Annotated in this window: 18 protein-coding genes and 1 tRNA gene; 9 read left to right on the top strand and 10 right to left on the bottom strand. The window is 71.1% G+C overall.

The window, feature by feature from the left end; genetic code table 11:
• The first annotated feature begins 96 nt into the window (after positions 1–96).
• Positions 97–633: a VldE C-terminal domain-containing protein gene (locus tag BN1197_RS17905; protein ID WP_052466817.1), complete on the top strand. Its 537-nt coding sequence runs from the start codon at positions 97–99 to the stop codon at positions 631–633.
• 73 nt (positions 634–706) lie between these two features.
• On the opposite strand, the gene BN1197_RS15610 is transcribed toward BN1197_RS17905, so the two are convergent.
• Positions 707–970 (bottom strand): hypothetical protein, encoded by a 264-nt coding sequence (locus tag BN1197_RS15610; protein WP_040161129.1) that lies wholly within the window; start codon positions 968–970, stop codon positions 707–709.
• Between the two features lie 416 nt (positions 971–1,386).
• Here BN1197_RS15610 and BN1197_RS15605 point away from each other — a divergent pair, with 416 nt between their 5' ends.
• Positions 1,387–1,896 (top strand): DUF3145 domain-containing protein, encoded by a 510-nt coding sequence (locus tag BN1197_RS15605; RefSeq protein ID WP_082043962.1) that lies wholly within the window; start codon positions 1,387–1,389, stop codon positions 1,894–1,896.
• A 238-nt stretch (positions 1,897–2,134) separates the two neighbouring features.
• Here BN1197_RS15605 and BN1197_RS15600 read toward each other — a convergent pair whose 3' ends face one another.
• From BN1197_RS15600 to BN1197_RS15580, 5 genes are all read right to left on the bottom strand, one after another.
• A complete protein-coding gene (locus BN1197_RS15600; RefSeq protein WP_040161127.1) occupies positions 2,135–3,385 on the bottom strand; it encodes a beta-ketoacyl-[acyl-carrier-protein] synthase family protein in 1,251 nt (416 codons plus the stop codon).
• A 134-nt stretch (positions 3,386–3,519) separates the two neighbouring features.
• Positions 3,520–3,765, bottom strand: coding sequence for an acyl carrier protein (locus BN1197_RS15595; RefSeq protein ID WP_040161125.1), 246 nt, complete (start codon positions 3,763–3,765; stop codon positions 3,520–3,522).
• Between the two features lie 85 nt (positions 3,766–3,850).
• A complete protein-coding gene (locus BN1197_RS15590; RefSeq protein ID WP_040161122.1) occupies positions 3,851–4,903 on the bottom strand; it encodes a beta-ketoacyl-ACP synthase III in 1,053 nt (350 codons plus the stop codon).
• Complete coding sequence (locus BN1197_RS15585) at positions 4,900–5,853, bottom strand: ACP S-malonyltransferase (protein WP_040161119.1); 954 nt, start codon at positions 5,851–5,853, stop codon at positions 4,900–4,902. Before BN1197_RS15585 ends, BN1197_RS15590 begins: the two co-directional genes overlap by 4 nt.
• Positions 5,854–5,952: 99 nt before the next feature.
• Positions 5,953–7,176 (bottom strand): PucR family transcriptional regulator, encoded by a 1,224-nt coding sequence (locus BN1197_RS15580; protein WP_245851979.1) that lies wholly within the window; start codon positions 7,174–7,176, stop codon positions 5,953–5,955.
• Between the two features lie 218 nt (positions 7,177–7,394).
• Between BN1197_RS15580 and BN1197_RS15575 the strand changes: the two genes are divergently transcribed.
• Positions 7,395–8,594, top strand: coding sequence for a glycerophosphodiester phosphodiesterase (locus BN1197_RS15575; protein ID WP_052466816.1), 1,200 nt, complete (start codon positions 7,395–7,397; stop codon positions 8,592–8,594).
• A gap of 102 nt (positions 8,595–8,696) precedes the next feature.
• Here the strand turns inward: BN1197_RS15575 and aceE are convergent, their stop codons facing one another.
• Both aceE and fdhD read right to left on the bottom strand, forming a co-directional pair.
• Positions 8,697–11,465, bottom strand: coding sequence for a pyruvate dehydrogenase (acetyl-transferring), homodimeric type (gene aceE / locus BN1197_RS15570; RefSeq protein ID WP_040161117.1), 2,769 nt, complete (start codon positions 11,463–11,465; stop codon positions 8,697–8,699).
• A 129-nt stretch (positions 11,466–11,594) separates the two neighbouring features.
• A complete protein-coding gene (gene fdhD, locus BN1197_RS15565; RefSeq protein ID WP_040161114.1) occupies positions 11,595–12,458 on the bottom strand; it encodes a formate dehydrogenase accessory sulfurtransferase FdhD in 864 nt (287 codons plus the stop codon).
• 164 nt (positions 12,459–12,622) lie between these two features.
• On the opposite strand from fdhD, the gene BN1197_RS15560 reads away from it, so the two are divergent.
• Positions 12,623–13,039, top strand: a complete 417-nt coding sequence (locus BN1197_RS15560) for a DUF3052 domain-containing protein (RefSeq protein WP_040161112.1) — start codon at positions 12,623–12,625, stop codon at positions 13,037–13,039.
• Positions 13,040–13,088: 49 nt separating this feature from the next.
• Entirely contained in the window at positions 13,089–13,559 is a 471-nt protein-coding gene (locus tag BN1197_RS15555) for a peroxiredoxin (protein ID WP_040161109.1), read from the top strand.
• A 24-nt stretch (positions 13,560–13,583) separates the two neighbouring features.
• Here BN1197_RS15555 and BN1197_RS15550 read toward each other — a convergent pair whose 3' ends face one another.
• Entirely contained in the window at positions 13,584–14,540 is a 957-nt protein-coding gene (locus tag BN1197_RS15550; protein WP_040161104.1) for an endonuclease/exonuclease/phosphatase family protein, read from the bottom strand.
• A gap of 113 nt (positions 14,541–14,653) precedes the next feature.
• Entirely contained in the window at positions 14,654–15,589 is a 936-nt protein-coding gene (locus BN1197_RS15545; protein WP_052466815.1) for a hypothetical protein, read from the bottom strand.
• A gap of 226 nt (positions 15,590–15,815) precedes the next feature.
• Here BN1197_RS15545 and BN1197_RS15540 point away from each other — a divergent pair.
• The 4 genes from BN1197_RS15540 (at position 15,816) to BN1197_RS15530 (ending at position 19,149) form a co-directional block, all read left to right on the top strand.
• A tRNA-Val gene (locus BN1197_RS15540) sits at positions 15,816–15,888 on the top strand.
• 283 nt (positions 15,889–16,171) lie between these two features.
• Positions 16,172–17,044 (top strand): Nif3-like dinuclear metal center hexameric protein, encoded by an 873-nt coding sequence (locus BN1197_RS15535; RefSeq protein ID WP_040161101.1) that lies wholly within the window; start codon positions 16,172–16,174, stop codon positions 17,042–17,044.
• 63 nt (positions 17,045–17,107) lie between these two features.
• Positions 17,108–17,845 carry a zinc ribbon domain-containing protein gene (locus BN1197_RS17450; RefSeq protein WP_040161099.1) on the top strand — a complete coding sequence of 246 codons (738 nt, stop codon included), beginning with the start codon at positions 17,108–17,110 and terminating at the stop codon, positions 17,843–17,845.
• Positions 17,842–19,149 carry a bifunctional RNase H/acid phosphatase gene (locus BN1197_RS15530; RefSeq protein WP_040161096.1) on the top strand — a complete coding sequence of 436 codons (1,308 nt, stop codon included), beginning with the start codon at positions 17,842–17,844 and terminating at the stop codon, positions 19,147–19,149. Before BN1197_RS17450 ends, BN1197_RS15530 begins: the two co-directional genes overlap by 4 nt.
• The last annotated feature ends 112 nt before the right edge of the window (positions 19,150–19,261 follow it).

The following is a 19,261-nucleotide window of genomic DNA, read 5'->3' as shown; positions in this document are numbered from 1 at the left end:
GGGAGGCAACGAGACGGCCAAGACTTCACCCGACTTCGGATAACGCTGCGATATCGGGGTAGTCACGAACGCATCACGCCGATCACACTCGTGCCCATGAGCCGCTTTCCTCTGAGCGGTCTCGTCCGTCCTTCGGCCCTGGCCGCGGTGTCCGCCGCTGCCCTGGCGCTGACCGCGGGCCTGACCGCAGCGACCCCCGCCTCCGCCGTCCCCCGAGCCTCGGCCCTGACGAACCACGTCGCGGCCGCCCACTCCCAGGCCATGGCCTGCACCCTCTCCGGTGGCCCCGGCAGCACCGGCCTTCAGGCCTGGCCTTCGACCGTGCGCGCCCGCGTCGCCGCCCAGTTCGGCATCACCGAGATCGGTGGCTACCGCCCCGGTCACGGCACGAGCGACCACCACTCCGGCCACGCCATCGACGTCATGGTTCGCGGGGAGCGCGGCACCGAGATCGCGGACTGGTTCCGCGCCAACGCCCGCACCCTCAACGTCAAGTACGTCATCTGGGAGCAGGGCTACTGGCACCCGGGCATGACCTCCTACCGCCCGATGGCCGACCGCGGCAGCGAGACGGCCAACCACTGGGACCACGTTCACGTCTCGTTCCACCCGGGAAGCGGCTCCTGCCCCTGATCCCCCCACGGTGACGACGACGGCCCACCCGGAACACCGGGTGGGCCGTCGTCGTGCGAACGTCGTGCGGGGCTCAGGCGTCGGCCAAGGTGAGGCCGATGGTCGAGAGCAACTCGTACGGCGGGATCTTCGTGCCGCCGGAGGCGATCGCGAGAAGCGCGGAGGCGAGGCTGGCCATCGCCGAGGTGAGGATGAGCGGATCCTGCTCGTCCATCTCGTCGCGCAGCACGTCGACGTACTCGTTGACCGTGCAGCCGCCGTCCATGCTCTGCAGCCGTGCGGTCAGGATGGCCATGGCGCTCTGCATCCCCGGCGCAGGCGTGGTGTGCTCGTTCATCGGATGATTCCCTCCCCGGATTATCGGGCGTTCCGTTCCCCAGCGGTGCAGGTGGCCCTGCCGTCGCCCGTCGAGAAGCAGTGAAGCGCACGTCTTGATCGCCTGTCCAGCATGGATCGACGACTTTGAATGCATCGGGACATTCGACCTGGTCAGGCGTTCAGGATGACCCGTCGAGGGATTGTGGGCAACCGGATCGGACATGCCGAATCTTGACGATCGGTGGGCTTGGTTCTGCCGGGGGCGCTGGGGCACAATGAAACGACATCGATGGCATTCGTGCCCTCGTCATAGACGCAGCCGCAGCCCGGCTGCCATATCCGAGAGTCATGAGCCGGGTCCGCCACGGGTCGAGTTCATCGGAGTCCTGCATCGAGGTCGTTGGGGAAGACGTCCCTCACACGCAGGAGGTCCGGATGTCTGTCGCGCCGTCGACGCTCATGACCACCGGGATGGTGTTCGTGCACTCATCCCCGGTGGCGTTGTGCCCACACATCGGGTGGGCACTCGAATCGGTGCTGGGTCAGCCCGTCCGTCTGGACTGGCAGCCCCAGCCGCTCGGTCGTTCGCTCATGCGCACCCAGTTCGCCTGGGGCGGTGAAGCGGGTACCGGCGCGCGCCTGGCCAGCGGCATGCGCAGTTGGGAGCAGGTGCGCTTCGAGGTCACCGAGGACGCCAGCCCGGGCTGCGACGGCTCGCGGTGGACGCACACGCCGAGCCTCGGCATCCATCACACGTGGCTGGCCGCCAACGGTGACGCCGTCATCAACGAGGACCGCCTGCGGGCCGTGCTGCGTTCGGCCGACGGTGCCCACCTGCGCGACGAGATCGATCGTGCGCTCGGCACGGCCTGGGACGCCGAGCTCGACCCGTTCCGTCACGCCGGCGACGGCGCGCCCACGCGCTGGTTGTACCGCGTGAGCTGACCCCTCGTGCGGCTTCGGTGATGCCGGGGTCGCCGCCGGGGTGTGCTGACTGCGTGAGTCACTCCGGCGACACGCGTCGACCGGCCCATGGGGATGGGGCCGGTCCCGCGTGATCCGCGGCCGACCCTTCGGTCGGCCCGACGCGACGAGGCCGCCCGGAACCCTCGGGGGATTCCGGGCGGCCTCGTCGGCCGTTCCGGCGCCGCGGTGTGTCCGCGGCAGCGTCGGAACAGGCGTGTCAGCTCATGCTGCGAAAGGCCAGGGCGACGTTGCATCCGCCGAAGCCGAAGCTGTTGTCGAGCGCGACGATGTCCCCCTCCGGCAGGGTTCGGGGCTTGCCGGCCACGACGTCGAGATCGATCGCCGGATCCTTCTCGTCGAGGTTGATCTGCGCCGGTGCGAGGCGCTCGGCGAGCGCCTTGACGGTGAAGATCGCCTCGAGCGCTCCGGCGGCGCCGAGCAGGTGACCGGTCATCGACTTCGTCGCGCTGATGGCGATGTCGTCGATCTTGTCGTCGAAGGCCCGGTGGATGGCCTTGCACTCGGCGATGTCACCGACCGGGGTGGAGGTGGCGTGGGCGTTGATGTGCACGACCTCGCGGGGGTCGATGTCGCCGATCTCGAGGGCCTGGCGCATGGCGGCCGAGGCGCCGAGGCCCTCCGGCTCGGGGGCGGCGGCGTGGAAGGCGTCGTTGGTGAGCCCGGCAGAGACGAGCTCGGCGTAGATCTTCGCGCCACGCGCCCGGGCGTGCTCCTCGGTCTCGAGGACGAGCATGGCGGCGCCCTCGGCGATGACGAAACCGTCGCGGCCCACGTCGTAGGGCCGCGAGGCGCGCTCGGGCTCGTCGTTGCGTGTGGAGAGGGCCTGCATGGCCGCGAAACCGCCGATGGGCAGCGGGTGGATGGCGGCCTCGGTGCCGCCGGCGACGACCATGTCGGCACGACCCTCGCGCAGGGTGCGGATCGCGCTGGCGATGCCCTCGGCGCCGGAGGCACAGGCGCTCACCGGGGTGTGGCCACCGCCGCGGGCCTTGAGGTCCATGGCGACGGCGCCGGTGGGGCTGTTGACGAGCAGCATGGGCACCGAGGTCGGCATGACGCGCCGCGGGCCGCGCGTGCGCAGGGCCTCCCAGGCGGTGATGAGCGTGTCGATGCCGCCGATGCCGGAGCCGATGGCCACCGCGAGACGCTCGGGCTCGATCTCCGGAGCCCCGGCGTCGGCCCACGCCTCACGAGCCGCGATGAGGGCGTACTGGGCGCAGGGATCCTGACGGCGCAGCTCGACTCGCGTGAGCACCTCGGCCGACGGCACGGCGAGCGGCGCTCCCATGGTGACCGGCAGGTCGTACTCGGTGACCCAGTCGGCCTCGAGCCGGCGGGCGCCGGAGGTGCCGGCGAGCAACGCATCCCAGGTCGAGGGCACGTCGCCCCCGAGCGGGCTCGTCGCGCCGAGGCCGGTGACGACGATCCGGTCGCGGGTGGTGGACATGGTCGGTTCCTCCTGCTGGGCGGTGCGGGGTGTGGTGCGAGTCGAATGTCGGTGGTGGGTCGTGTTCGGTGTGGAGACCGGCCGGGCGTGGTCGGTGTGACCTCGCCCGGCCGGGTCGTGCGGTGAACCGACGGTCAGTTCTGAGCGTTCTTGACGAAGTCGATCGCGTCCTGAACCGTGCGCAGGTCCTTGACCGCCTCGTCCGGGATCTTCACGCCGAACTTGTCCTCGGCCTCGACGACGATCTGCATCATCGAGAGCGAGTCGATGTCGAGGTCCTCCTGGAAGGACTTGCCGGGCTCGACGGCGTCGGTCTCGATGCCGGTCTCGGCGTTGATGATCTCGGCGAGGCCGGCGAGGATCTCCTGCTCGGAAGCCATGGGGTTCTCCTTGTGGATGTGTGTCAACGATGGTCCTGCGGGTCGTGCGTGTGGAACCCGACGCACGGCGGGAGTTCGTGGGGCCTCATGGCACGCGGACGACCTGGCCCGCCCACGCGAGGCCGGCGCCGAAGCCCATGAGGAGTGCGAGGTCGCCGCTCTTGGCGCGTCCCTCTCGCACGAGGCGGGTGAGGGCGAGCGGCACGGAGGCGGCCGAGGTGTTGGCCATGTCGACGATGTCGTCGCGGGCGACGACGACGTGCTCGGGCAGGTGCGCGCGCTTGACCATCGCGTCGATGATGCGCACGTTGGCCTGGTGGGGGACGAACACGGCGAGATCGTCGGCCGTGACGCCTGCGGTGTCGAGGATCTGCTGCACGACCGGCGCCATCTTGGTCACCGCCCAGCGGAACACTGAGGGGCCCTCCATGCCGATCGAGGGGAACGGGGAGAGGTCGGCCGGCACCTCACCGCTGGCTGCGATCTGCTCCCAGTCGTGGCGCACGCGGGTCCAGTCGCGCGTCTGGGCGATCTGCATCGCCCCCGTGCCGTCGGCGCCTAGCACGGAGGCCGAGATGCCGGGGGAGTCCGCCGGCCCGACCACGGCGGCCGCCGCACCGTCGCCGAAGATGAACGCCGTCGTGCGGTCGTGCGGATCACGAAAGTCGGAGAACTTCTCGGCACCGATGACGAGCGCGTGGGTGGCCGAGCCGGCGCGGATGGCGTCGTCGGCCACCGCGAGGGCGTAGCAGAAGCCGGCACAGGCCGCGCCGAGGTCGTAGGCGGCCGCATTGGTGGCGCCGAGGGCGTCGGCGACCATCGGAGCCGCGGCCGGGGTCTGCCATGGGTGCGTGACGCTGGCGACGATGACGAGGTCGACCTGCTCGGGGGTGATCCCGGCGTTCTCCAGGGCCGCGCGCGAGGCCGAGGCCGACATCGTCACGATCGTCTCGTCGGGACCGGCGAGACGGCGCGAGGCGATGCCCGACCGCTCCTTGATCCACTCGTCGCTGCTGTCGATCGCCTCGACGATCTCGCTGTTGGGCACGATCCGCTCGGGGCGGTGGTCACCGAGCCCGAGGATGGCCGTGAACTCGTGCCCCCGTCGCTGGGCGAGGGGGGTCGTGGGCTCGCTCACGACTCCTCGCTGGTCTGGTGGGCCTCGACGAACGCGCGGGCCTCGTCGAGGGAGTCGGGGCCGGTCAGGGCGAACCGGTCGACGTCCTTGAGTGCGCGCTTGGCGAGGCCGACGAGGGTGCCCGAAGGGACGAGCTCGAGGATGCCGGTGACTCCGAGATCGGCGAAGCGCTCCATGCACAGGTCCCAGCGCACCGGGTTGCTCACCTGGTCGACCAGGCGGGCGACGAGGTCGGTGCCGCTGGTGACGAGCTCCCCGTCGCGGTTGGAGACGAGGGGGACGACGGGGTCGGCGACGGTGGCCGACTGTGCCGCCTCGTCGAGGGCCTCGACCGCGGGGGCCATGTACGTGGTGTGGAAGGCGCCGGCCACGGCCAACGACTTGACCCGGGCGCGGGCCGGCGGGTTCTCGGCGAACGCCTCGAGCGCGGCCAGATCACCGGCGGCGACGACCTGGCCGGCGCCGTTGACGTTGGCGGGGGTGAGCCCGTGCTCCTCGATCGCGGCGAGCACCTCCTCGGGGACGCCGCCGAGCACGGCGCTCATGCCGGTGGGGTGCGCGTTGCTCGCCTGCGCCATCGCCCGGCCGCGCACACCGACGAGCGTGAGGGCCTCGACGGGGGTGAGCGCGCCGCAGAGCGCGGAGGCGGTGAACTCGCCCACGGAGTGCCCGGCCACGGCCACGGCCGGGGGCGCGGGAACGGTGTCGCTCGAGCTCTCGGGATCGAGGAGAGCGGAGTAGCTCAACAACCCGCTCGCGACGATGAGTGGCTGGGCGACGGCCGTGTCGCGGATCGTGTCGGCGTCGGAGGTCGTCCCGTGGGCGACGAGGTCGACCCCGGCGGCGTCGGCGTACGACTCCAGCCGTTCACGGAGGCCGGGCACCTCGAGCCACGGCGCGAGCAGTCCGGGAACCTGAGCGCCCTGTCCAGGGCAGACGATGACGAGCACCAGATCAGCCTCTCGGACGCTCGACCCGGGAGCAGCCTCCGACGACGACAATTACCAGCCGGTCTTTTGGAGGATTCCTACAACGACGGCAGGGGCGGGTCAGCGTTCGAGGTGGAGGGAACGGCGGAACCGCGGCTCGGAGGCGGCCAGGCGACCGAGCGCGATACCGGTCGCGAGGGTGTGCGCCTCCCGCGGTGTCATGGGGTCGAGGCCGACGAGCTCGGCGACGCGCCCGAGGCGGTAGCGCACCGTGTTGGCGTGGACGAAGAGGCTGCGAGCGGCGGCTTCGAGCACGCGCCCCGAGGCGAGATAGGCCTCGACGGTCTCCAGCAGCCCGCCGCCGGCGGCCTGCAGGGGGGTGAAGGTGCGTTCGACCAGCTGCGCGCGGGCGGGGCGTTCTCCGAGCAGCACGCGCTCGGGCAGCAGGTCGTCGGCGTCGACGATGCGCGGTGCGCCCGGCCAGGCCGGGGCCGCCAGGAGCCCGGACAGCGCGGCGCGTGCCGAGCGTCCGGCCGCGAAGAGGCGGGGGACGACGGGACCGACGACGACGGGGCCCTCACCGAAGTACTCCGCGAGCGCACCCACCGAGGCCCGTGCCTCCGGCCCGCCCACGACCGCGATGAGCGTGCGCCCCTGCACCGCGAGGAGGCAGGCGAGCCGTCGTCGGGCCGCCGCCTGGCGGAGGGCGTCCATCTCGACGTCCGCGCGGCCGGGGGAGCGGCCCACGGCGACGAGGACGGGTGCGGTGTCGGCCCAGCCCAGGGCATTGGCGCGCAGGGCGACGTCCTCGTCGGCGTCACCGCGCACGAGGGCGTCGACGACGAGGGATTCGAGCCGGGCGTCCCAGGCACCCCGACGCTCGTAGGCCCGCGCGTAGACGTGGGCCGCGGCGAACGCGACCTCGCGTGAGAAGAGCAGCACGGTCTCGGTGAACGCGGGCTCGTCACCCGGAGTGGCGATCTGCCCGACGCGCGACTCGACGACCTCGAGCACACCGCGCATGAGGTCGAGGGTCTGCGACAGGGAGATCGATCGCGTGAGCTCGGTCGGCGCGGCGCCGAAGACCACCGACTGCAGCCGCGCCGGTTCGTCGCTGCCCCGGCACCAGCGGGCGAAGGAGGTGATGCCGGTGTGGGCGACGTCGGAGATCCACGACCTCTCCTGCGCCGGTAGAGCGCGATACCAGGGCAGGCTCGCCTCGAGATGGCGGTTGGCCGCGGTGGTCAGCGCCCCGATCGAGCGTTCGAGCCGGACGATGGTCTCCTCGCTGCACCTCGTCTCGCCCGGTCTCTCGCCCGCCGTCTCGCCCATCGACTCGGCCATGAGCGCCACATTAACCCGCCCTCACCGCGGAGAATCCGTGCAGGTGCGCAGACAGGCGCAGGTGAGGCCGGCGGGTCAGGGGCCGCGGGATGCGGTGCTGACCGTACCGGGCGCGTCGGGCCGTGAGAAGTGGGTCGCACCGGCCGTTCTCCGACGCGCCACCGGAGCGCCGCCCACTCGACGCCCGAAAGTCCCTGTGCGGGTGTGGGATCGCGCCCATGACCCGACTCCTCACCCTCGTGGCCGCCTCGACGGCCATCGCGCTCCTCGCCACGCCTGCCGCCGCCACGTCGTCCCAGGCCGCTACCGCCGACCGCGACCGCGGACATTCCCGGGGTCACGACCGGGGCCACGACCGGAGGCATCATGACCGGATGACCCATCGTTCCTCGATGCCGAGCCCGCTGGTCGTCGCGCACCGCGGCGCGTCGGGTTACCGCCCCGAACACACCGTCTCCGCGTACGAGCTCGCCGTCGCGATGGGTGCCGACTACATCGAGCCCGACCTGGTCATGACGAAGGACGGCGTCCTCGTCGACCGGCACGAACCCGAGATCTCCGGCACCACCGACGTCGCCGCTCACCCCGAGTTCGCGTCGCGCAAGACGACGAAGAACGTCGACGGCACCGACGTCACGGGCTGGTTCACCGAGGACTTCACCCTCGCCGAGCTCAAGACGTTGCGGGCCAAGGAACGTCTGCCCAAGGTGCGTCAGCACAACACCGTCTACGACGGTCGCGACGAGGTGCCCACCTTCGAGGAGGTCCTCGAGCTGCGCGAACGGCTGTCGAAGAAGTACGGCCGCGCGATCGGCGTCATCCCCGAGATCAAGCACTCGACGTACTTCCACGACAAGGGCCTCAACCCCGAGAAGCCGTTCGTCGAGCTCGTGCGCAAGCACCGCCTGAACTCCAAGCGCGCCCATATCTGGCTGCAGTCCTTCGAGATCACCAACCTCAAGTCGGTGCGCACGATGGGCTACCGCGGCAGGTCGACGTTCCTCGCCTGGACCGGCGACGGCAAGTACGACGGCCCGTACGACCTGATCTCCAAGGGCGACACCCGCAAGTACCGCGACTGGATGACGCCCAAGGGACTTGCGGAGATCTCCCGCTTCGCCGACGGCATCGGCCCGGAGAAGTTCTTCGTCATCCCCAAGAAGGCCGACGGCACCCTCGGCGCACCCACGACCCTCGTCGCCGACGCCCACCGCGTCGGCCTCAAGGTCATCCCCTGGACGTTCCGCAACGAGAACCAGTTCATGGCCAAGGACTTCTGGAACGGCACCGACCCCAACGCCCACGGCAAGGCGATCGAGGAGCAGGTCGTCTACCTGCGCACCGGCCTCGACGGGCTGTTCACCGACAACCCCGACACCGGCGTCGCCGCGCGCAACGACTTCTGGTCGTCCAAGTGACGCCCTGACTCCCACGCGACGCGAGCACCGCACACGAGGCGGGGCCCCCACCGAGATCGGTGGAGGCCCCGCCTTCGTCGTGCCGGGTGAGCAGTCCGTGGCTCAGGACTCCCCGCCCGCGTTGCCGGAGGCTCCGGCGGTGACGTCGAGCAGCTTGTACTTGGTGGCCGCGGCGTGCGGCACCGAGTCCTCGACCTCGCCACGCTCGGCGAGCATCTGCAGCGTGCGCACGACCATCGACGGGCCGTCGATGTGGAAGAACCGGCGGGCGGCCTGGCGGGTGTCGGAGAACCCGAAGCCGTCGGCGCCGAGTGCCGAGAAGTCACCGGGCACCCACGGGGCGATGAAGTCCTGCAGCTCGCTGGCGTAGTCGCTGGTGGCGACGACCGGACCGGGCCGATCCTGCAGGCAGCGGGTGACGTAGGGCACGCGCTCGTCACTCTCGGGGTGGAGGAACCGCTGCTCGTCGCAGGCCCGGGCCTCGCGACGCAGCTCGCCCCAGCTCGTGACGCTCCAGACGTCGGCGATCACGCCCCAGTCCTCCTTGAGGAGCTTCTGCGCCTCGAGGGCCCACGGCACGCCCACGCCCGAGGCGAGGAGCTGCGCGTGGGGAGCCGAGTCGGGGTTGTCCAGGCCCTCGCCGTCACCGGCGCGGAACAGGTACATGCCCCGAAGGATGCCCTCGACGTCGACCTCATCGGGCTCGGCCGGCTGCTGCATCGGCTCGTTGTAGACCGTGAGGTAGAAGATGACGTCCTCGGGGTCGTCGCCGTACATGCGCTCCAGGCCCGACTCCATGATGTGGGCGATCTCGAACGCGAACGCCGGGTCGTAGTGCACGACGGCCGGGTTGGTGGCCGCGAGGATCGGGGAGTGGCCGTCCATGTGCTGCAGGCCCTCACCGGTCAGGGTGGTGCGTCCGGCGGTGGCGCCGATGAGGAACCCGCGGGCCATCTGGTCGGCAGCCGCCCAGATCGCGTCACCGGTGCGCTGGAACCCGAACATCGAGTAGAAGACGTACACCGGCAGCATCGGCTCGTCGTGCGTGGAGTAGCTCGTGCCGACGGCGGTGAACGCCGCGACCGAGCCGGCCTCGTTGATGCCGAGGTGCAGCATCTGGCCCTGGGTCGACTCCTTGTACGCGAGCATCAGCTCGGCGTCGACGGCGGTGTAGTTCTGCCCGTGCGGGTTGTAGATCTTGGCCGTCGGGAAGAACGAGTCCATGCCGAACGTGCGGGCCTCGTCGGGGATGATCGGCACGACGCGCTTGCCGAACTCCTTGTCGCGCATGAGGTCCTTGAGCAGACGCACGAACGCCATCGTCGTGGCGACCTGCTGCTTGCCCGAGCCCTTCTTGACCGAGTTGTAGGCCGAGGAGTCGGGCAGGTGGATGTGCTGCTGACCGTGCCGACGCTCCGGTACGAAGCCGCCGAGCTTCTCGCGCCGCTCGAGCATGTACTGGATGCGCTCGTCGCCGGGCCCGGGGTTGTAGAACGGCGGCTGGTAGGGGTCGGCCTCGAGCTGCTCGTCGGTGAGCGGGATGTGCAGGGTGTCGCGCAGCGCCTTGAGGTCGTCGAGCGCGAGCTTCTTCATCTGGTGCGTCGCGTTGCGGCCGGCGAACGAGGAGCCCAGCGTGAAGCCCTTGATCGTCTTGGCGAGGATGACGGTCGGCTGGCCCGTGTGGCGCACCGCGCGGTCGTAGGCGGCGTACACCTTGCGGTAGTCGTGGCCACCGCGGCGCAGCTTCCACCAGATGTCGTCGTCGCTCCAGTTCTCGACGAGCTTGCGGGTGCGCGGGTCGCGGCCGAAGAAGAAGTCGCGCACGTACTTGCCGTCGTTGGCGCGGAACGTCTGGTAGTCGCCGTCGGGCGTGCTGTTCATGACGTGCCGCAGTGCGCCCTGGTTGTCGGCGGCGAGCAGCTCGTCCCAGCCGCTGCCCCAGATGACCTTGATGACGTTCCAGCCGGCGCCGCGGAAGAACGCCTCGAGCTCCTGGATGATCTTGCCGTTGCCGCGGACCGGGCCGTCGAGACGCTGCAGGTTGCAGTTGATGACGAACGTGAGGTTGTCGAGCTCCTCCATCGCCGCCCACTGCAGGGCGCCGCGGCTCTCGATCTCGTCCATCTCGCCGTCGCCGAGGAACGCCCACACATGCTGGTCGGAGGTGTCCTTGAGCCCGCGGTTGGTGAGGTACTTGTTGAACTGCGCCTGATAGATCGCGTTGATCGGGCCCAGACCCATCGACACCGTCGGGAACTGCCAGAAGTCGGGCATGAGCCGCGGGTGCGGGTAGCTCGGCAGCGCGAGCGGTTTGCCGTCGACGAGGTGGCTGTGCTCCTGTCGGAACCCGTCCATCTGCGCCTCGGGGATGCGGCCCTCGAGGAACGCGCGAGCGTACATGCCGGGGGAGGCGTGACCCTGGAAGAACACCTGGTCGCCACCACCGGGGGCGTCCTGCCCGCGGAAGAAGTGGTTGAAGCCGACCTCGTACAGCGTCGCCGCGGAGGCGTACGTCGAGATGTGGCCGCCCACGCCGATGCCGGGACGCTGGGCCCGGTGCACGAGCACCGCGGCGTTCCAGCGGATGAGGCGGCGGAAGGAGCGTTCCATGTCCTCGTCGCCGGGGAACCACGGCTCGGCCTCGAACGGGATGGTGTTGACGTAGTCGGTCGTGGTCAGCGAAGGGACACCGACCTGCCGCACCCGCGAATGCTCGAGGAGGCTGAGCATGATGTAGCGAGCCCGCTCCTGGCCGTAGGCCGCGATGAGCTGGTCGAGGGCGTCACGCCACTCCTGCGTCTCCTCGGGATCGATGTCGGGGAAGTTGCTCGGAAGGCCGTTGATGATCGGGCCTGCATCAACCGGGCGCACGTGGGTGTCCTTTCTGCCGGTGAAGCCAGCGGTCGCCGACGAGCGACCTTCGTCACAGTCACAATAGTTGTCGCACTGCGGCATGCCCCCTGGAGGGGGCGAGCACTCCGATCGGATGGGCAGCGCGCGTCAACCGAGGCCGAGACGGTATTGACCGGAATATACCGTGAAAGTCGGAGGGCGGAGGAATCCCACGAGGGTGAGGCTGGCGCGCTCGGCCAGGTCGACGGCCAGGCTCGAGGGCGCCGAGACCGCGGCCATGACCGGGATGCCCGCGACGACGCACTTCTGCACGAGTTCGAACCCGGCGCGCCCGCTGACGAGCAGCACGTGTGGCAGCCCGGTGCGATCGGCGGGGGCGCGACCGATCCGGCCGACTTCGCGCGCGGCCCAGCCCACGACCTTGTCGACGGCGTTGTGGCGACCGATGTCCTCGCGCAGGCAGAGCAACTCGCCGTCGGCGGTGAAGAGGGCCGCCGCGTGCACCCCGCCCGTGCGGTCGAAGCTCGCCTGGTGTTCGCGCATCGTCTCGACGAGGCCGGCGAGTACCTCGGGAGCGACCGACGAGTCGTCGGCGTGGAGATCGGGCACGTCGCCGTGCATCACGGCCTCGATGCTCTCGGTGCCGCAGATGCCGCAGGCGCTGGAGGTGTACGAGCGACGCGCCGAGACGCCCGGCGCGAGTCGCGCGCCGGGGGCCAGGCTCACCTCGACGACGTTGAACGTCGGGCGGCCGGATTCGTCGAGGTCGGTGCAGTGGCGCATGGCCGCGACCGCCTCGGCGTCGGAGATCGCGCGCTCGCCGAGCAACCAGCCCAGCGCGAGGTCGAAGTCGTCGCCGGGCGTGCGCATCGTCGTCGAGAGCGACTCGCCATCGACGCGGATCTCCAGCGGCTCCTCGACGGCCACGGTGTCGGGTCGCCGGTGCAGTCGGGGGCCGGAGTCGGTGAGCTCGACACGCACCGACGGGGTGCGTGTGGTGCGTCGACCCATGTGTCTTTCAGTCCTGTCGGGAGGGGTGCGAGGGCCCTGCGAGCCGGTTGATCACCGCGTCGGATACGCCCACGTGCTTGCAAGATCGCACGTGAGCCGCTGCACTAGAGTCGAAACGGTACATCGGGACGGCCATGCCGCCCACTCCAGAGAGGTAGACACGCGTGGTTGGCACGTCCACGGCGGGACCGGTTTCCAAGCTGGGTTTCACCGAAGACCAGGTAGTTCTCGAGCTCGGGTACGACGACGACGTCGACGACGAGCTCCGCACGCAGATCGAGGGCGTCATCGACGGCCAGCTCGAGGACGAGGACTACGAGGACGTGGTCGACGCCGTTCTCCTCTGGTGGCGCGACAACGACGGTGACCTCACCGACGCCCTCGTCGACGCCCTCGTCACCCTCGAGGACCACGGCTTCATCGTGCTGCTCACGCCCAAGGTGGGGCGCAACGGCGAGGTCGACCCCAGCGACGTGGCGGAGGCCGCCGACACCGCCGGGCTGCACGCCTCCGCGAGCGTCAACCTCACTCCCGAGTGGTCGGCCACGCGGCTCGTCGCACCCAAGACCGCGCGTCGCTGACCGGTTCGAGCTGCCTCGAATCGGGCTCGCGCGCTGGCACACTGGGCGCATGACGCCTCTCACGGTCGGCGACGACGCCCCCGCCTTCTCCCTGTCGAACCAGTTCGGCAAGGTCGTGACCCTCGAGGAGCTCACGGCCGAGCGGGCCGCCCTACTCGTGTTCTACCCGTTCGCGTTCTCGGGCATCTGCACCGGGGAACTGCAGGAGATCCGCGACGACCTCGCCAAGTTCCAGAGCGAGCACGTCACGACGGTCGCGATCAGCTGCGACCCGATGTTCGCCCTGCGCGCCTACGACGACCGGGAGGCGTTCTTCTTCCCGCTGCTCTCCGACTTCTGGCCGCACGGCGAGGTCGCCCGCTCCTACGGCGTGTTCGAGGAGCAGGGCGGATTCGCCACCCGCGGAACCTTCCTCGTCCTGCCCGACGGCACGATCGCCTGGACCCTCACGACGGATCCCGGTGAGCGACGCGACTTCTCGGGCTTTCACTCCACCCTCGCCGAGCTCATCGGCGACTGAGGTGTCCGCGCGGCACCCCGCCTCTCACCGGGGGCGCAGGGTGGCGCTCACCCCCGCGTGATCGGTGCCGGGCACGAGGAACGTCCCCTCCTCGGCGACGGCGAACCCGCGGGCGAGCACGTGGTCGATCTGGACGAACGGGGGAACCCCGGATTCCTGCGGCCATGTCGGCTGCCAGGGCCACGCTCGGGGCGCCTGCACGAGCCCGTCCGCGATTCGGCGGAAGGCGGGGTGCACGGGCCCGGCGTTGAAGTCGCCGGTGACGACGATCCGCTCCCCGGCATGAACCTGGTGGATCCATCGGTCGAGCCGGCCGAGGGAGAGTCGCCAGGATCTCTCGCCCTGGCCGACGGGCGGGAACGGGTGGGCTCCCCGCACGACTGTGCCGTCGGGCAGGCGCACGTCCACCTGCGAGAACGGTTCGTCCGCCGCCCGTGTCGCGGTGACGACCCGGCCACACGCGGTGGCGGGGTCGGGGCAGGTGACGGGTTCTCGCGTCGCGACGACGGTCCCGGCGGCGCTCCCGTGGACCGTCCCGGTGGCGTGGGGCAGCAGGCTGCGCAGTCCGTGGGCCTTCAACGCCGCCCAGTGCGCGGGGGTCGCCTCCAGCAGCACGAGTACGTCGGCATCGCGGGTGTGGACGGCCTTGACGACGCCGGTCGGATCGGCCTGACCGAACTCGGTGTTGAGGGTGACGACCCGCAGGTCACCTCCCGCCGCCGGGGTGTCCGGGCGGGGTGCCAGCGGCAGCGCCGGGGCGAGCAGCGCGAGGGCGGCCACCACGGCGAGCGCGGCCGCGAGCCTCGCGCGAACGAGCAGCGCGAGGGCGGCCACCGCGAGTCCGAACAGTCCGACGACCGGAAGCACCGCCTGCACGGTCGGTAGCGGGCCACCGGCATCGACGTACGGCAGCGGCGCGAGCAGCACACCGCATCCGACGAGCAGCCAGACCAGCACGCGACCGACCGCAGACCAGTTCATCCGAACCCCCTTGGGGCCCGATGCTTCCGTGATCACCTGAGGATGTCCTGGACGGCCGGAACGATCGACGGCAAGGCGAAGGTGGCGCCGCCGGGCGGGTGCCATCGGTTGCCTCACCGTCGAAGAACGCTCCCGAGCTCGGCGGCGAGACGCACGGCCGCGTCCGTGTCGGCCGGGGACTGCGAGAGACCCTCGACGGAGAACCCGAACGGGAGGCCCAATCCCCGGCAGACGACCGCCAACTCGCGGGCGACGGCCAGACAGTGCTCGGAGGAGTCGCGGCGGGGGTCGCGAGAGGTACGCAGACGGCGCGCGACCTGCGGTGGCACGGCGACCCCGAGCCAATGGAGCAGGTCCAGCTGACGGGGTGAGCCGCACGGTGCCAGGGCGAAGATCAGCGGGGCCGGTCGCAGGCCGTCGGCCCGCACCCGTACCGCGTACGCCTCGGCGACGGCGGCCGCGGGGAGGGGGTCGTAGACGAGCTGGGAGATGAAGAAGGAGCAGCCCGATCGCTGTTTGAGCAGCAGACGACGGTCCTCGTCCCGGCCCAGGGTGTGGCGTTCGGGGACGGTGATGCCGCCGAGCAGGATGTCGGGTCGGGCGATGCGGACGATCTCGTGCGCTCGAGGCAAGGAGGTGATCATGCGCGCGTCCGGGGCGACCGCGCCGACCGGTACGACCGCGGTGCCCGCGGGCAGACCGGCCAGCCACCGAGTGAACTCCTGCTCGGTGCGGGAGCCGATGCCGCGGTAGAGCACGCGTGGCGTCGTGCAGCCCGTGAGGTGGATCCGGGCGAACTCCGCGGGATCGACGACCGGGGAGAAGGGGCAAGGTCGCTCGGCGGCGGTGCGCTCGGACTCGTCGACGAGGTCGTAGGCGACGACGGCGTCCGGGCGGATGAGCGCCAGTCGGCGGCGCAGTCTGTTCGCCGCACCCGACTGCCTCGCCGGTGTGGTCCCGACCCGCGGCGGGGTGAAGGCGTGCAGCAACAGCTCACCCGTTCCGGTCACGGCGGCCCGTGCGAGGGCCTGCGCGGTCGTGATGGCCATGCCGACTCCACCTCCACCCCGATCCTCCACCCCGATCCTCCCAGGTGGGCTAGCCGTGACGCGGTGAAGTCGGTGTGATCACCCCCGCATCCCCCGGCGGGACGCTCGTCGGGGGCGTTCGAGGGACGTTCGTGGTGTGGCGGAGCGGGATCCGGCCGCGTGGCGTCCGTCGCGACCGGGCGGAGGTGTCACAATGGCCGAGGTCACCCGGCGACTCCGGGTGGGAGGGCCTGTAGCTCAGTTGGTAGAGCACCGCGTTTACACCGCGGGTGTCGTCGGTTCGAGCCCGGCCGGGCCCACTCACGTTCTCTCCTCACCCCACCGTGCGGCGTCCCCGCCGTCTCGCGTCCGGTCATCCGTTCCCACGAGATGGGAAATGGGATGGCGGCGAGGGTGGGGTGATGACCCCGGTCCGGTCGCCATCCCGTCTGCCGTCTCGGATGGGCGCGGTGGTGGATGGAGCGAATCACCCGATTCGATGCGTCGCGGCGATCGGCGGCGATCGGTGGTGATCGGCGGTGACGCGGTGACCCGTGGGTCCTGCGTAGGCTGGGCCGACCCCGACAGAAAGGTGCGCCGGCAATGCAGACCGTGACCCTGCGGCAGGTCCTCGAGGTGCTCGAGGGCTTCTACCCGCACGACTCGGCGCAGTCGTGGGACCGTGTCGGGCTGACCACCGGAGACCCCGAGCAGCCCGTGCGGCGCGTCCACTACGCGGTCGACCCGACGCTCGCCGTCGTCGAGGAGGCACGGGACGCCGGTGCCGACCTGCTCGTCACGCACCACCCGTTGCTGCTGCGCGGGGTGCACTCGGTGGCCACCACGACGGCCAAGGGGGCGACGGTCACCGCGCTCGTCGTCGCCGACATCGCCCTCTTCACCGCCCACACCAACGCCGACGTCGCGTGGCCCGGGGTGTGCGACGCGCTCGGCGCCGCCTGCGGGCTCGACGAGCTCGAGACGCTCACCGTCTCCGAGGGCGCCGATCTCGGCCGCGTCGGCAACCTGCCCGAGGCCATCTCGCTCGGCGATCTCGCCCGCCGGCTCGTCTCGCGTCTGCCGGCCACGGCCGGGGGTATCCGCGTCTCCGGCCCGCCCGCCGCTCCCGTGCGACGCATCGCCGTGCTCGGCGGGGCAGGGGACTCGTTGTTCGACGCCGTCCGGGCGTGTGACGCCGACGTCTACGTCACCTCCGACCTGCGGCATCATCCGGCCCTCGAGGCTCGTGAGGAGGCGCGCGGACGCACCCCGTACCTCGTCGACGCCGGCCACTACGCCACCGAGTACCTCTGGCTCGCCGACGTGCGGGACCGGCTCGCCACCGCCCTCGCCGACCTCGGCCCGGCGGGCACGGACGTCGAGCACCACATCAGCGAACTCGTCACCGACCCGTGGACGTTCACGGTCGGCGCCGTCGATCTCGATGACCTCGACGACCTCGACTCCCCGACATAGAACCGGCGTCGGCGTGACCGACGCCCCCGGCACCTGCGACACCCGCCCGACGAAAGGACCCCGGTGAAGGCCGATCCACAGCTCCAGTGGCGCCTGCTCGACCTGCAGACCGCCGACACGCGCCTCGCCCAGATCGCGCACCGCGCCAAGAACCTCCCCGAAGCCGCCGCGGTCGAGGCCCGCACCGCCGAGATCGCCACGCTCGACTCCGAGATCGCCCGGGCCCGCGTCGACGACGAGGACGTGCAGCGAGAACTCACCAAGGCCGAGAACGACGTCGCACTCGTGCGCGATCGCGCCGCACGCAACCGGCAGCGACTCGATGCCGGCCAGGGCTCGGCCAAGGACATGCAGGCGCTCACCCACGAACTGCAGTCGCTCGCCCGGCGCCAGAGCGAGCTCGAGGAGATCGAGCTCGAGATCATGGAACGGGCCGAGGCGGCCACGGGTCGCCTGACGGCGCTCACCGAGCGACGCGCGCCCCTGGATGCCGCCCTGGCCGAGGCCGAACACGCCCGCGACGCAGCGGTTGCCGGGCTCGACCAGGAGCGCACCGACGTCGCGACCCGACGCGAGAACATCGCGGCGGGCGTCGGCGGAGAACTGCTCGCTCTCTACGAGAAGATCCGCGCCACCACGGGCATGGGCGCGGCCCCGCTGACCCAGCGTCGCTGCGAGGGCTGCAACCTCGAACTCATGTCCGCCGACCTCGACCGCATCCGTCGAGCGGCCGAGGACGAGGTCGTCCGCTGCGACGAGTGCCGCCGCATCCTCGTGCGTACCGCCGAGTCGGGACTGTGACCACCCGCTCGACGCGCACACTCGTCGTCGAGGCCGACGGCGGCTCTCGGGGCAACCCCGGCGTCGCGGGCTACGGCGCTCTCGTGCGCGAGGACGGCCGGATCCTGCGCGAGCTTGCCGCCCCTCTCGGGCGGGCCAGCAACAACGTCGCCGAGTACACCGGCCTCATCGTCGGCCTCGAGGCAGCCCGCGACCTCGCCGCCGGAGAGCCGGTGACCGTGGACGTGCGGATGGACTCCAAGCTCGTCGTCGAGCAGATGTCGGGCCGCTGGAAGATCAAGCACGCCGACATGCAGCGGCTCGCGGCGCAGGCGCGCGAGATCGTCGCCGAGATCCGCGACGACGGCGGGTCGGTGACGTTCACGTGGATCCCACGTGCCCGGAACAAGGACGCCGACGCCCTCTCCAACGAGGGGATGGACGGGCACCACGTGGATCGCACGCCGAACGAGCAGGCGGCGAGCACGAGCGCGACCGACGCGGCAGCCGTGGAGGGTGCGCTCGTCGGCGAGGAGGCTGGGACGAGCCCCGAGGTGACCGAGGAGGGCCGCGCCGCCGACGAACGCGAGGCCGACACCGAGGATCTCGTGCCGCCGCCCGCACCGCTGTCCGCGATGCCGGGTGCCCCGACGTCGGGCGAGGCGCCGGACATGTCGCCTCCGGTGCGCATCGTTCTCGTGCGTCACGGAGTCACCGAATACACCCGCGAAGGACGTCTCGACGGCCGCGGCGGCGCCGACCCCCAGCTCACCGTGGAGGGGGCGGCGCAGGCGCGAGCAGCCGGGCAGGGAGTGGAGGCGTTCCTCGGAACGGGCGACGGCGTGCGCGTCGTCACCTCGTCGTTGCAACGGGCCCGGCAGACCGGCCAGCTCATCGCGGCGAGACTCGGCGTGGGCACCGAGGTCGAGCCCGACCTCGACGAACTGTGTTTCGGGGAGTGGGAAGGGCGCACGGTCGCCGACATCTCCCGAGCGGATCCGGAGGCGCTGCAGCGCTCGCGCAACGCCGAGGACGTCCCGCCTCCCGGTGGGGAGAGCTACGGCGAGCTCACCGACCGGGTGCGGCCTGCCGTCGCGCGGCTCGTGGAGCAGTCGCGAAGGAACGCCGCCGAGGGGGCCGCCCCCACGCTCGTCCTCGTGACCCATCGCGGGCCGATCGGCGTGATCCTCGCCGAGGCCCTCGGGCTCGACCTGCCCCACGTGTGGCGGATGGCCACCAACCCGTGCTCGATGACCTCGATCCGCCGGTGGAAGGACGGGGGCGTCGTCGTCGAGTTCGTCAACGACACCTCTCACCTGCGCTGACGCCGGCGCCGGGGCAGACGTTCTTCGGCTGTCGCGCCGGCTCCGAGGTACCGGCCTCCGTGCTCGACGTCGCAGCGGGGACCGCGTCGGGGGAGGTGCTCGACGGGTTCTG

The organism is Mobilicoccus massiliensis, assembly GCF_000826525.2.
Classification (GTDB): Bacteria; Actinomycetota; Actinomycetes; order Actinomycetales; family Dermatophilaceae; genus Mobilicoccus; species Mobilicoccus massiliensis.
The sequence above is the reverse complement of the archived record's forward strand: the minus strand, read 5'-3'. Positions and strand labels throughout refer to the sequence as shown.